The following is a 13,095-nucleotide window of genomic DNA, read 5'->3' as shown; positions in this document are numbered from 1 at the left end:
CATGAAAGCACTTGTATTTCCAGGGCAGGGTTCTCAGTTCATAGGAATGGGAAAAGAATTGTATGATTCTAGAAAAGATATTAAAGATCTGATGGAATCTGCCAATGAAATTTTAGGTTTCGATATTCTTTCCATTATGTTTAACGGAACGGATGCGGATCTTAAGAAAACAGAGGTTACCCAGCCTTCAATTTTTATACATTCAGTAGCAGCATTAAAAGCAGTAAACGGGCTTGGAGCTGAAATGGTGGCAGGACACTCTTTAGGAGAGTTCTCAGCATTAGTAGCTAACGGCGTTTTATCTTTTGATGATGGTTTGAAATTGGTTTCAGAGAGAGCTAAGGCTATGCAGGATGCTTGTGATGCTAATCCAAGTTCAATGGCAGCTATTTTAGGTCTTGAAGATGCTAAAGTTGAAGAAATCTGTGCACAGATCAGTGGAATCGTAGTTCCGGCAAACTATAACTGCCCGGGACAGCTGGTAATTTCAGGAGAAACTTCTGCAGTAGAAGAAGCTTGTATAAAGCTGAAAGAAGCAGGGGCAAAAAGAGCTTTATTGTTACCGGTAAACGGAGCTTTCCATTCACCATTGATGCAGCCGGCTCAGGAAAGATTAGCAGCAGCTATCGAAAATACGAAATTCAGAAAAGCGACTATTCCCGTATATCAGAATATTACCACTACAGCAGTGACGAACCCTGATGAGATCAAGCAAAACCTTATTGCTCAGCTTACAGGACCTGTAAAATGGACTCAGTCTGTACAGAATATGATTAAAGACGGTGCGTCTAACTTTATAGAAGTAGGACCGGGAAAAACCCTTCAGGGATTGATCAAAAAAATTGACGGATCTGTAGAATCTAATTCTGCGATCTAATTATTAAAAATATGAGTGCGATATTTTCACCGGGCAAGCTTATGCTTACTTCAGAATATTTCGCAATCGACGGAGCTCTTGTCTTAGCGGTACCTACCAGGCTGGGACAAGAGTTTTTCTTTGAAGAAAAAGATGATAATCAGTCTTTGATACTTTGGGAAGCACTCCATCAGAATCAACCTTGGTTAAAAGCTGTCATCAATTATAAAAATTGGCAGATTCTTGAAACCAATATTCCATCAAGCGCTGAATTTATTTTAAAAACATTAAAGAATGTTCAGCAGCTTTCTGCTACAAAATTCAAAAACGACTTTACTTATCACTTAAAAACCAACCTCCAGTTCCCTGCTGATTTTGGCCTTGGAAGCAGTTCAACCTTAATGAATAACCTTTCGGAGTGGGCAGAAATAGATCCTTTTTATTTAAATACAATCAGTTTAGGCGGAAGTGGATATGATATTGCTGTTGCAAAAGAAAAATCTGCAGTACTTTTTCAGAGCAAACCTGAGATCAGATATGAGAAAGTAGATTTTAATCCTTCTTTTAAAAATGAACTGATCTTTATCCATTTAAATCAGAAGCAGGATAGCCGTGAAGCAATCAGTCTTTATAAGTCAAAAACAAAGTCTCAGGAATTAGTAAATGAATTTTCAGATATCACAAAGAAAATTTTATTATGCAATGAATTGGAAAATTTTTCTGAATTAATGATGATTCATGAGGGTAAAATTTCCAATTTTATTGAAATTCCTACAGTTAAAGAAAAATTATTCTCAGATTGCCCCGTATTTATAAAAAGTTTGGGCGCATGGGGCGGAGATTTTGTCCTGAGTGCCAAATTTGGGGGCTTTAAAGACTATTTTTGGGAGAAAGGTTTCACCACTATTTTTGAATGGAAAAATTTAATTAATTTATAATCAGTATTTTACGTTCGGGTTTTTTTATTTGTCATTCTGACTTATATCAGTATATTTAAACCACCTTTAACAAATAATTAATATTATTTTTGTTGAAGTCAATAAAGAAATAGAAAATATAAGTAAAATGAAAAACACTAAAATCATCCAGGATTTAGAGAAATTAGGGATTAAAGGAAACTATGAAGTAGTGTATAACCCTTCTTATGAAGAATTGTACCAGGCTGAAGTTTCTCCTGAAAATCAGGGGTTTGAGAAAGCGGAACTTACGGAATCGGGCGCGGTATCAGTAAAAACAGGAATTTTCACAGGTCGTTCACCTAAAGACAGATATATTGTTCAGGATGATGTTACAAGAGATACTATTTTCTGGGATGGTAAAGTAAACTTACCTACTAATGCAGAAATTTTCGGGTCTTGTAAAGAACTAGTGCTGAACCAGCTTGCTGAATCTAAAAAGATTTATGTAGTAGATACATTCTGCGGAACGAATGCAGATACGAGACTTAAAGTAAGATTTATCGTTGAAGTAGCATGGCAGGCGCATTTTGTTACTAATATGTTTATTCGTCCTTCTCACTATGAGCTTGAAAACTTTGGAGAGCCAGATTTCACAGTAATCAACGGTTCTAAAACAACAAACCCTAACTGGGAAGCTCAAGGATTAAATTCTGAAAACTTTATCATGTTCAACCTTACTGAAAAACTACAGATTATTGGTGGTACTTGGTATGGAGGTGAAATGAAAAAAGGAATGTTCGCTATGATGAACTATTACCTTCCATTAAAAGGTATGGCTTCAATGCACTGTTCTGCTAACGTAGGAGAAAAAGGTGATGTAGCTTTATTCTTTGGTCTTTCAGGAACAGGGAAAACTACCTTGTCTGCAGATCCGAAAAGATATCTTATTGGTGATGATGAACATGGTTGGGATAACAATGGAGTATTTAACTATGAAGGTGGATGCTATGCTAAAGTTATCGATTTATCTGAAGAAAAAGAACCGGATATCTTCGCTGCAATAAAGAGAGATGCACTTCTTGAAAACGTTGTTGTTAACAATGGAGTAGCAGATTATACAGACGGATCTATCACTGAGAACACAAGAGTTTCTTACCCAATTTATCATATCAACAAGATTGTATTGCCATCTAAGGCTGGCCATGCTAAAAAGATTGTTTATCTTTCTGCGGATGCATTCGGAGTACTTCCTCCGGTTTCTATCCTGAACGAAGATCAGGCTCAGTACCACTTCCTTTGCGGTTATACGTCTAAATTAGCAGGAACTGAAAGAGGAATTACTGAACCTCAGCCATCTTTTTCACCGGCATTTGGTGAAGCGTTCCTTACATTACACCCAACAATGTATTCTAAAACATTGATCGGAAAAATGAAAGAGCACGGAGCTAAAGCATATTTAGTGAACACTGGCTGGAATGGTACAGGTAAGAGAATTTCTTTAAAAGATACAAGAGCGATCATTGATGCGATCATTGACGGATCTATTGATAACGCTCCTAAAACTCAGGTTCCAATCATGAACCTTGAAATTCCTACTGAACTTTCAAACGTTTCTGCAGGTATTTTAGATCCTAGAGATACTTATGAGAATGCTTCAGAATGGGAAGAGAAAGCAAAAGATCTTGCTTCAAGATATATCAAAAACTTCGAACAGTATTGTGATACTGAAGAAGGTAAGAGATTGATTGCTTCAGGTCCTCAATTACAGGAACAAACTATCTAATCAGATATAGTACAAATAAAAAGCCTCATCACTGATGAGGCTTTTTTATTGATATTTTCTGCAATTTTCGATTAATTCATTTTGTTCGTCCAGTTTATAAATTGCTGATCGAATTGATTGTTCATTAATCTTTTTGACAATAATATATTTAGATACTAAGTAAAAAGATTCTTCATTCAATGCTTCATTTAAATACTTTGGGGTAGTAAAGACTACCCAATATTTATTGTGGTTTGAGAAGGTAATGGTTACTTCTACAGTATCAGATTCTTCATACAGTATTTCATCATCTATATGAATTGATACTATTTCAGGTTCATTATTTAAACTGAAATTAAATTTTGAGTACCATTTAAGTTTATTCTCATCATTCCAGATTCTGACATTATCAGAGCTTATTTCTTCAATGATATATGATTTTCTCTTGGTGAGCTGATTGGGATAAACCGAAATTTTATTACAATAAATTTTACCTTTTATTTTCATAAAATCTATCATTTTGAACTTACTTTAGGCTCAGTAAAGCTAATCTGTATCCATCCATTCCAAAGCCGGATAATACAGCATCAGTACACGCTGCGGTTACGGATTTCTGTCTGAACTCCTCTCTTTTATAAATATTACTGATATGCACTTCTATCTTTGGTTTCCGGATGTTCTTCAGGCAGTCAGCAATAGCATAGGAATAGTGAGTGAAAGCTCCCGGGTTAATCACTACTGCATCAAAATCATCTTCCTGAAGCCTGTTGATAAGCTCTCCTTCAATATTGGACTGATAATATTTCAGCTCATGAGTTTGAAACTCAGACTTTAGGTTTTTCAAATAAGCTTCCATGGAAACAGTACCATAGATTTCCGGTTCTCTGGTGCCTAAAAGATTGAGGTTAGGCCCATTAATAATTAATACTTTCATAAAATGAATTTACCCAAAGATAAATATTTTCCAGCCATTATTGATGGAGATAATTTTCAGATTTTGCTGGATATATCTGAAGAAGTGATTAGGGTTGATTTTTTTGTAAAATGATGGATATCTACTATTTACTCATTATGGCTTTGGGAGTACTTTTGTTGCAGGAATTCAAAATCTATTCTTTTTTATTAAGAATATGATGGATATTGTTAACCAGATGAATGTATGAACTTAATATAAAATTAAATTTTTTTATGAAACAGAGTATTTAATAGAAAAACAACTTAAAAACAACAATAATGAGAAAAAAAATAATATTATTTCTCTGTATTTTTTTGTTATCAAAATTATACAGTCAAGGAGGAAAAATAGGAATAGATACATCTAATCCTCATCAAAAAACAGTTTTAGATATTGTTTCTAAAGGAAATAATACCGGAGTATTATTCCCTAGGCTTAAAACGTCCGATGTTACTTCAATTGGTCCTGCCATGGGGGATGCTCTTGTAGATGGCTTATGGGTTTATAATACAGATACAAAATGTTATAACTATTGGGCTGCTGCTCCTCAGAATCAATGGCTGCAGATTTGTGGAACACCAATTACCGGTGTTTCTACAGGCTCTGCTGTATTAAATTGTGCAGGAGCCACCTCCACAGGTAATTTGGTAAATGGGCAGGCTGCAAGCGGAGTATCCTTTACGATCCCATATACTGCGGGTAACGGAGGTCCTTATGCGGCACAAAGTATTGCTTCTACAGGGGTAACAGGCCTTACAGCTACTATTGCTGCCGGGAACTTGAATAATGGATCGGGAAGCCTTACCTATACAGTAAGCGGGACACCTGCATCAGCAGGAACAGCAAGCTTTGCAGTTACCATAGGAGGTTCTACATGTACGGTAAACTTTACCGTAAATGCAGGGTATGATTTGTCTAAGTTGAAAATACTTTCTGTAGGAGCCTCGCCTTTTGGGGTAGATGGTGCTGCTAGCGGGTTAGGTGCTGTAATGAATAATCCATTTATTTTCAGTTCTTATTATCCTGGTGGAAGTAATCCTGCTGCGATGATCCAAACAACCGGACAATGGAGTGTGACAAGACGTGTTGTGGGTAGTGGCGGTATTAACGACTTAAATATTGGCGGGTATAAATTACTATTGGTATCCTATACTTATGATCTTACAAGTGCTGCGGAAGTAAGTGCTGTACAGACGTTTGTAAATAACGGAGGTACTGTTATATGGTATAGTGAAACAACTGCTTCGAATACCCTAAACATGATCAGGGCCTACGCGGGAGCTGGTGCAACTCAAGGAACCTGGAGTGATTGTTTTGCCTATAACATTCCTTCATCTTCTGCATTGAATGGTGATTTTGGAGATGCACGGAACACTTTATTAGGGAATGATGCCTGTACTTCAAGAGATTTAAGCAATTATGATTCCTCTTTAATTGAGGCTATGTCAGTATCTCAAACTACAGGAAATGTTGTAGCATTTAAATCTAAAACTAAAGAATTCTATTGGTTTGGTGACGGCGGAGTAACCAGGTATAGTGGAACTGTACCTCCGGTAAGTGGTAATACATCTCCTTGGTTACTAGACGGTAATAAGAAGCCTGTCATTGGACAATGGAACGGACAAGGTAATGTTGCTAACTCCATTGTAATGATGAATATCATTGTAAAAGCTCTGAAAGCAGCTCAATAAGTAGGATAGATTTAATTTTATATAATAAAGAGACAGTTGATTAGCTGTCTCTTTTTATGGGTCTATGAAGTTTAATTCCAGGTTTAAAACGGTTCCTGAAGTTTTTCGGTGAATGTTAATTCATATTCCCAAATGCATATTTTATGATGTAATTGATGGATTTCTACTATTTCCGGTAATTTATTATACGGCTAAATTTGTTGTAAAGCATTTCATAAAAAGAATGAACCTTATGATCGAATTTTTAATGCTCATGATCAGATTTTATTTATAATTAAAAATATACATACAATGTTTGGTGATTAATGGCTTGCGGACCGATTGTTGAATTGCTTTATGGAAGAGGTTTTCATTGATTGTACGCAGGCTGTTTTTTTGAGATTTGATTTGGATGATGGCACGCAAGTGCCATTTTTTTTGTTTCCATATTATTTTGAATTATCGATAATGATTTTTGTCATGTTTGAAAAAGTGATAATCTTTGTAATTCCTTTTTACTATGGCTTTTAATAAAAACTTATGTTAATTTTTGAAAATTTATCATGAAAAAATAATAAGTCTACTTGTTTTATAGACTAAAAGTTTATAGCTTTGTAACCATATTTCGATCGGCTTATAAAGAAAGATGGAGGGAACTGACCCAATGATATCTTGACAACCTGCATTATGTAAGGTGTTACATTCAGCCTTTAAAGGAAAAATAAGCATTTGGTTTATCGTATTTATCGATGCTCTTTGCTGTCTTTTCAGTAAAGGGTAAAATTTTAATATATGGTAAATAAAATTGATTATGATTAATAAAAATTTATTCAATTCTAAAATTTGGATTCCACCGGTTGCTGCATTTTTCTTAGGTGTGGTAAGTGTAAGCGGGCAGAATTCCAAACCGAAAAAAGATACACTTAAAGAAAAGGAAATTGATGAAGTGGTTGTCGTAGCTTACGGAAAAGCAAAACGAAACAGCTATACCGGTTCAGTGGCAACGATTTCCAGTGATAAAATAAATAACAGACCTGTAACCAATGTTACAAAAGCGCTGGAAGGAATGGTGCCCGGAGTTCAGGTTACGGGAGCTTCAGGGCAACCCGGAGCAACATCTGCGATCAGGATCCGTGGGATTGGCTCCGTAAGTGCTTCCAGTGATCCGTTATACGTTGTAGACGGAATTCCTTTTGATGGAAACCTGAATGCTATCAGCCCGAATGATATAGAATCTATCAGTGTGCTGAAAGATGCTACGGCAAGTGCATTGTACGGTTCAAGAGGAGCGAACGGGATCATTATCGTTACTACAAAGTCCGGTAAAAAAGGGGAAGCCAGAGTAAATCTTAATATCAGTCAGGGATTCTCAGGCAGAGCCGTAAAAGATTATGAACAGGTAAATACGGATCAGTACTTTCAATTATATTGGGAGGCAATGAGAAACGGATATCAATCTGGTTCAATCTCTGCACAACAGGCCGCACAGATGGCAACAGATAATATTATTTCTAATCTGGGAATTAATCCTTATGGCGGCAATTATCCAAAACCAATAGGAACTGACGGGAAATTATTACCGGGAGCAAGAGCTTTATGGAATGATGACTGGAGAGACGTTTTGCAAAGGGTAGCTTCCAGAAATCAGGTGGATCTGGATATCAGTGGCGGAAGTGAAAAAAGTAACTATTTCTTCTCATTAGGATATCTGGATGATAAAGGAATGGCAATTGAATCTGGATTTAAGAGATATAATACAAGATTAAAGATCAATTCTGAAGTGAAAAGCTGGTTAAATGTTGGGGCTAATTTAAGTTATACCAACAGTATTCAGCAGGCTCCAAGTTCCTCGGATTCTAAAGCAAGTAATATTATTCAGGCAGCGAGAGCAATACCGTCTTTCTATCCTTATTATGAAAGAAATCCTGACGGATCTTATGTATTGGATGCTGAAGGAAACAGAGTGTATGATTTTGGAAAATACAGACCTACTGCAGCCCTTCAGAATCAAAACCAGGCAGCAAGCTTACCATTAGATAAGAATGAAAATAAGATCGATAACTTTTCGGGAAAAGGATTTATGGAATTGACTTTCCTTCCGGAGCTGAAGTTCAGATCAAGCTTTTCATTGGATCTTGTGAGTTATAATGAACACTATTATACGAATCCACTTCTTGGACAAAGTAAAGAGACCGGAGGATCTGTATCAAAAGCGAATAACAGAACCCTTTCTTATACAACCAGTAATATCCTGACCTATGATAAAAGGTTTGGAAGACATCATATTAATGTGTTGGGAGGTCATGAATTTTATAAATATGACTACCAAACCATTTCCGGTAGCAGACAAGGCTTCTCATTACCTAACTATTATGAGCCGGATGCTGCCTCTTTACTGGTAGATTTTACAGGAAACAGTGATAAATTAAGCTTATTGAGTTTTCTTGGAAAAGTAGAATATGATTTTGATAACAAATACTTCTTATCCGCTTCAGGAAGGGCGGACAGTTCTTCAAGATTTTTGAAAGAAAACAGGTGGGGGAGATTCTGGTCAGTAGGAGGGTCCTGGAAACTTTCGAACGAAGAGTTTATTAAAAACTTGAATTTTTTCAATCAGCTTACACTGCGTGCTAGTTATGGAGGACAGGGAAATGATAAACTACTGAAGCCAAACGGACAGCCACTGTATTATGCTTATCCGGAATTATATAAAGACTTTAGCCTGGCCGGAGAACCAGGAAAGACACTGGAAAAAGTAGGGACGCCTAATCTGAAGTGGGAAACCAACCTTAATCTGAACATAGGTCTGGAGTTTGCGATTTTGAACAACAGAATCAAAGGAAATGTGGAATATTTTGAGCGAAAAAGTAAGGACCTTCTGTTTAATGTCCCGGTTGCCCCATCTTTGGGAATCAGTGATTATCCTGCCAATATAGGAACCATAAAGAATACAGGTTTTGAATTTTCATTGTTCACAACCCCTGTTAAAACCAACGATTTCCAGTGGAATGTTGATGTTAACCTGAGTACTCTCAATAACAAAATAACAAAATTGCCGGGCGGACCTTTCGCGATAGGATCTACCAAACAGCTGAATGTAGGAGGTTCTGTATATGATTTTTATATCCAGGAATGGGTTGGAGTAGATCCAAGTAACGGAAAACCATTGTGGAAAACCATTACGAAAGATGCCAATGGAAATAATGTGGAAGGAACAACCTCAGAGTATGCTAAGGCCAATAAAATATTGCAGGGTTCTGCTTTGCCTAAACTAACAGGAGGAATAAGTACAAGTATTACCTATAAGAATTTTGACTTTTCAGGGTTGGTTACATTTAAAATTGGGGGAAAAATTCTTGATACAGATTATACCTCGATCTTACACAGTGGAAATTCAGGTGGACGTGCATGGAGCGCAGAAATGTTGAACAGATGGACTCCGGAAAACCCTTATACGGATGTTCCTGCTTTAAGCACAAAAACGAATAACTGGAATTCCATATCTACAAGATTCCTTTATTCAGGAACGTATGCAAGGATTAAGAATGTAAGTTTAGGATATACGCTTCCGTCAGATTATTTTGAAGCGCTGGGACTGAAGAAATTCAGAATTTATATCCAGGGAGAGAATCTTCTGACCTTCTATAAACATAAAGGGATGGATCCTGAGCAGGCGATAGATGGAACTACCTATTACAGGTATCCGGCAATGAGAACAATCACTTTTGGCCTTCAGGCAACGTTTTAACTTTTAAAATTTGAAACAATGAAAAAATTAAAATATATATCTTTTGCTTTAATCGGATTATGGTCGCTCACAAGCTGCGAAAGTGAAATGGATACTGCTCCTACAGATCAGGCTACCAGCGTAGAGGTTTTCAAAACTGCTGAAAGTGCGGAAACGGTAATCAACGGAACCTGGGCAAAATTTAATAATGACGGAACTACGTTTGCCAATATCGGATATTCAACTGTTTTAAGAGCAAGTGATGCGATGGGAAGCGATGTTGCTGTACTAACGAATAAATATGGGTTCTCATCCACCTACGATTTTACGGAAATGGTCAACAGTACTGTATCCCGTCCTTTATTTATCTGGACGATGCTTTATTCTACGATCAATAATATGAATAATGTTATTGCTAAAATCGATGCTGCAGAAGGAAGCCAGACCAAAAAAGATCAGGTAAAAGGCCAGGCAAAGGCATTGCGTGCATTCTGTTATCTCAATATTGCCAGTTTTTATCAGTTCAGTTACCTTAAAGATAAAACAGCATTAGCTGCACCAATCTATACGGAACCCTCAACAACAAGTTCTGTTACAAAGAAAAAATCCAGTCTGGAAGATATTTATACTTTGATTAAAAGTGATCTTACGGATGCTGATAATTTGCTAAAGAACTATACAAGAAATACCAAGGATAAGATCAACCGTAATGTAGTAAACGGTATCCTGGCAAGAGTTTATCTGAATACCGGGGAATGGAGTAAAGCTGCTGTTGCTGCAAAAACGGCAAGAGAAGGTTTTCCTCTGATGGCTCCGGAAAAGTATAAAGATGGCTTCAATGATATTAATAACGAGGAATGGATCTGGGGAAGCAGACAGACTCAGGAGCAGTCAGATGGAAGTTATGCCTTCCATTATCTGGATGTATCTTCATCAGGGAGCTATTACTACAGTTTTATGGCAGACCCTTATTTTCAAAAATTGTTTGATACCAATGATATCAGAGCTCAATTATTCTCATGGGATAATCTTACGTCAAGAGAAGGATTGCTGCGATATGCTAAATTTAAATTTAAGTCAACGCTTATTGCAGATATTGTCTATATGAGAGCAGCAGAAATGCATCTGATCGAAGCCGAAGCCGAAGCAAGAATCGGAAATACAGCACAGGCAGTAACGGCTTTAAATCAATTGAGAGCTGCAAGAAAGGCTAACGCTTATACAGGTTCATTAGCACAGAATGATGTAGTAAATGAAATCCTGATTGAAAGAAGAAAAGAATTGTTTGGAGAAGGCTTCTCTCTGTCAGATATTATCAGAACTCAGGGGACAGTGGTCAGAAGACCATTTGTAGATACAGAAGGAAAACCAGTTAAAGTTCAGATAACAATGCCTAACGGAACAGTAAAAACAGTTGATGGGAAAGGACATACCGTATTTGATTTTCCAAACAAAACTCCATTTGTACCGAACAGTAATTATTATTTATTCAGTATTCCGCTGAAGGAGATTGAAAATAATCCCAATTTATAATATACAGTCCAATAATTAGATTTGATTTTTTAGCCACCGCTTTTGCGGTGGTTTTTTATATAAAATAAGTGCCTCAAAAATAAGGCGGCCATTTATCATTGTGTCAATAAAAATATTCTGTTTGTATTGAATTTTTATACACTTTGACAAAAGGTAATACAAACACCACTTTCGTCGAACATTCCATTTTCTGATAAAGTAAAATCAAAATCTTTATCTGGGAATAGATAGTTAAGCCTCATCTTCCAAAATTCCAGAACATATAATCCTATTTTCTTCTGAGCTTCCGGTTCGTGAGATTTGATGTCTTCAGAAAAATAAAAAACATCGGAGATAGAAAGATTATTTATATACTTTTCCCTTCCTTGCGGGGTATTATCAAATCTATTTTCTTCGTTCTCGCCATAACCCTTAAAATGGGAAAGTAAGTATATATTATCATTGATTTGAATAAAATCAGGACTCATCGCTTTCATAACAAATAGTATTTGTTCGATGGTTAAAGTATATCCTATGTAGGCTAAATCAAACTCTAAATCATTTCCTTCTATAGTCCCTTTGTGTATTTTCATAATCCAAAAGAGTCTCTTAATATCTTAATAATTGCAGCGTGGAGCGGCCAGCTTTGTTTTTAGCGTTGTATGAGGTTGAATTTTATTTTTTGATCTCCCAGCTTCACAAATATAGGATCGCCTACCATATTTCTATAAAAATTATAATCACCAACTCTTAAATTAAAAATAAAAGCTTTTCTATCCTCATTATATACCATTTGATAGGATTTTCCCTTATTTAACATGAGGTAAATCTTCTCCTGATTATCTTCAGTTCCAATAAGTATAAACTCCTTATGCTTCAACGAAGAGATTACGCTTAACTCAACTTTATCTTTATGGTCATTCACTATTTCAAAATAATCCATCTTAGTGGCACATGAGTAAAGCATTAATAAGAAAATAAAGAATGTAATTAATTTGTATTTTTTCATCAATTTGTATTTTTGAACATTTATATTTTTCGTAATAAGGAGTTGTTTGTGGTATCTGTTTAAGAATAATAATAAATCTGTAAAGATAGTAAATGACTATTGGAAAGTAAATTTTATCCTTTATTAATCGGGCTTTACACGTATGTTATTTATATCTGTAATAAAGATCATGCTTAATGGCATTTATTTTGAAAGATACTTGAAAGGTTGTGCAAAAATCTGATTTTCAATGATGTATTATGTAAGTAAGTATTTTGCTTTTTATTATCTATTTAAAATTCCGATGATTCACCCATTTTATAAAAAAACTTTACCTTTGTAACAATGAACCTCTTAAGATGGATACTTGCAATTTATTTCATGGCGTTATCACTGATGCCATGTGAAGACGTATCTCATCCGGTGGATTCAGGAAATAAGAAGATTTCATTAAGCATTCATGGGGCACATTCTTCTGAGAAAGGAGATGTCTGCTCACCGCTGTGTGCCTGCAGCTGTTGTCAGATGACGGTTTCAGCATTTAAAATGGATCCTATACTGGAAATTCCTGAGCAGATTCCTGCTTATTTTTCAAAGAAAATCTTATTTCATAAAAACGACTTCGCTTACCAGATATACGATCCAATCTGGCAGCCTCCTAAAATTTAATTTTATTGACTGTTAGAAAGTTATGCTTTCTAAATCTGCTTGAAACTTTGCAATATC

11 protein-coding genes and 1 riboswitch are annotated in these 13,095 nt (G+C 35.9%); of the genes, 7 read left to right on the top strand and 4 right to left on the bottom strand.

All coding sequences use genetic code 11. The features are described from left to right. Window position 1: 1 nt before the first annotated feature. From fabD to pckA, 3 genes are all read left to right on the top strand, one after another. The gene (fabD, locus tag DRF65_RS00655) at window positions 2-877 is read left to right on the top strand and encodes an ACP S-malonyltransferase (RefSeq protein ID WP_115968015.1); all 876 of its coding nucleotides are present in this window, start codon (window positions 2-4) and stop codon (window positions 875-877) included. An 11-nt stretch (window positions 878-888) separates the two neighbouring features. After that, complete coding sequence (locus DRF65_RS00650; RefSeq protein ID WP_115968014.1) at window positions 889-1,794, top strand: GYDIA family GHMP kinase; 906 nt, start codon at window positions 889-891, stop codon at window positions 1,792-1,794. 127 nt (window positions 1,795-1,921) lie between these two features. Further along, window positions 1,922-3,538, top strand: coding sequence for a phosphoenolpyruvate carboxykinase (ATP) (gene pckA, locus DRF65_RS00645; RefSeq protein WP_115968012.1), 1,617 nt, complete (start codon window positions 1,922-1,924; stop codon window positions 3,536-3,538). Between the two features lie 45 nt (window positions 3,539-3,583). Here pckA and DRF65_RS00640 read toward each other — a convergent pair whose 3' ends face one another. Then, window positions 3,584-4,024, bottom strand: coding sequence for a hypothetical protein (locus DRF65_RS00640; RefSeq protein ID WP_123947249.1), 441 nt, complete (start codon window positions 4,022-4,024; stop codon window positions 3,584-3,586). Between the two features lie 19 nt (window positions 4,025-4,043). Further along, window positions 4,044-4,451: a type II 3-dehydroquinate dehydratase gene (locus tag DRF65_RS00635; protein ID WP_115968009.1), complete on the bottom strand. Its 408-nt coding sequence runs from the start codon at window positions 4,449-4,451 to the stop codon at window positions 4,044-4,046. A 299-nt stretch (window positions 4,452-4,750) separates the two neighbouring features. Between DRF65_RS00635 and DRF65_RS00630 the strand changes: the two genes are divergently transcribed. From DRF65_RS00630 to DRF65_RS00620, 3 genes are all read left to right on the top strand, one after another. Next, entirely contained in the window at window positions 4,751-6,163 is a 1,413-nt protein-coding gene (locus DRF65_RS00630; protein ID WP_115968007.1) for a hypothetical protein, read from the top strand. A 610-nt stretch (window positions 6,164-6,773) separates the two neighbouring features. Then, window positions 6,774-6,870: riboswitch (SAM riboswitch) on the top strand. Between the two features lie 83 nt (window positions 6,871-6,953). Beyond that, entirely contained in the window at window positions 6,954-9,890 is a 2,937-nt protein-coding gene (locus DRF65_RS00625; protein ID WP_115968006.1) for a SusC/RagA family TonB-linked outer membrane protein, read from the top strand. A gap of 18 nt (window positions 9,891-9,908) precedes the next feature. Continuing rightward, on the top strand, window positions 9,909-11,402 hold the full coding sequence (locus DRF65_RS00620) for a RagB/SusD family nutrient uptake outer membrane protein (RefSeq protein ID WP_115968004.1): 1,494 nt from the start codon (window positions 9,909-9,911) through the stop codon (window positions 11,400-11,402). Window positions 11,403-11,536: 134 nt separating this feature from the next. Here the strand turns inward: DRF65_RS00620 and DRF65_RS00615 are convergent, their stop codons facing one another. Both DRF65_RS00615 and DRF65_RS00610 read right to left on the bottom strand, forming a co-directional pair. After that, the gene (locus tag DRF65_RS00615; RefSeq protein ID WP_115968002.1) at window positions 11,537-11,974 is read right to left on the bottom strand and encodes a hypothetical protein; all 438 of its coding nucleotides are present in this window, start codon (window positions 11,972-11,974) and stop codon (window positions 11,537-11,539) included. A gap of 59 nt (window positions 11,975-12,033) precedes the next feature. Then, window positions 12,034-12,390: a hypothetical protein gene (locus tag DRF65_RS00610; protein ID WP_123947248.1), complete on the bottom strand. Its 357-nt coding sequence runs from the start codon at window positions 12,388-12,390 to the stop codon at window positions 12,034-12,036. A 324-nt stretch (window positions 12,391-12,714) separates the two neighbouring features. Between DRF65_RS00610 and DRF65_RS00605 the strand changes: the two genes are divergently transcribed. After that, window positions 12,715-13,038 carry a DUF6660 family protein gene (locus tag DRF65_RS00605; protein ID WP_115967998.1) on the top strand — a complete coding sequence of 108 codons (324 nt, stop codon included), beginning with the start codon at window positions 12,715-12,717 and terminating at the stop codon, window positions 13,036-13,038. The last annotated feature ends 57 nt before the right edge of the window (window positions 13,039-13,095 follow it).

It is taken from the genome of Chryseobacterium pennae, assembly GCF_003385515.1.
In the GTDB taxonomy this organism is placed as follows: Bacteria; Bacteroidota; Bacteroidia; order Flavobacteriales; family Weeksellaceae; genus Chryseobacterium; species Chryseobacterium pennae.
Note: the sequence above shows the minus strand (reverse complement) of the source record. Positions and strands in the feature narration are given on the sequence as shown.

Excerpts from the sequence above, each read along its gene's own strand:
- fabD (WP_115968015.1), top strand. The coding sequence starts at position 2 with ATGAAAGCACTTGTATTTCCAGGGCAGGGTTCTCAGTTCATAGGAATG.
- DRF65_RS00650 (WP_115968014.1), top strand. The coding sequence starts at position 889 with ATGAGTGCGATATTTTCACCGGGCAAGCTTATGCTTACTTCAGAATAT.
- pckA (WP_115968012.1), top strand. The coding sequence starts at position 1,922 with ATGAAAAACACTAAAATCATCCAGGATTTAGAGAAATTAGGGATTAAA.
- DRF65_RS00640 (WP_123947249.1), bottom strand. The coding sequence starts at position 4,024 with ATGAAAATAAAAGGTAAAATTTATTGTAATAAAATTTCGGTTTATCCC.
- DRF65_RS00635 (WP_115968009.1), bottom strand. The coding sequence starts at position 4,451 with ATGAAAGTATTAATTATTAATGGGCCTAACCTCAATCTTTTAGGCACC.
- DRF65_RS00630 (WP_115968007.1), top strand. The coding sequence starts at position 4,751 with ATGAGAAAAAAAATAATATTATTTCTCTGTATTTTTTTGTTATCAAAA.
- DRF65_RS00625 (WP_115968006.1), top strand. The coding sequence starts at position 6,954 with ATGATTAATAAAAATTTATTCAATTCTAAAATTTGGATTCCACCGGTT.
- DRF65_RS00620 (WP_115968004.1), top strand. The coding sequence starts at position 9,909 with ATGAAAAAATTAAAATATATATCTTTTGCTTTAATCGGATTATGGTCG.
- DRF65_RS00615 (WP_115968002.1), bottom strand. The coding sequence starts at position 11,974 with ATGAAAATACACAAAGGGACTATAGAAGGAAATGATTTAGAGTTTGAT.
- DRF65_RS00610 (WP_123947248.1), bottom strand. The coding sequence starts at position 12,390 with ATGAAAAAATACAAATTAATTACATTCTTTATTTTCTTATTAATGCTT.
- DRF65_RS00605 (WP_115967998.1), top strand. The coding sequence starts at position 12,715 with ATGAACCTCTTAAGATGGATACTTGCAATTTATTTCATGGCGTTATCA.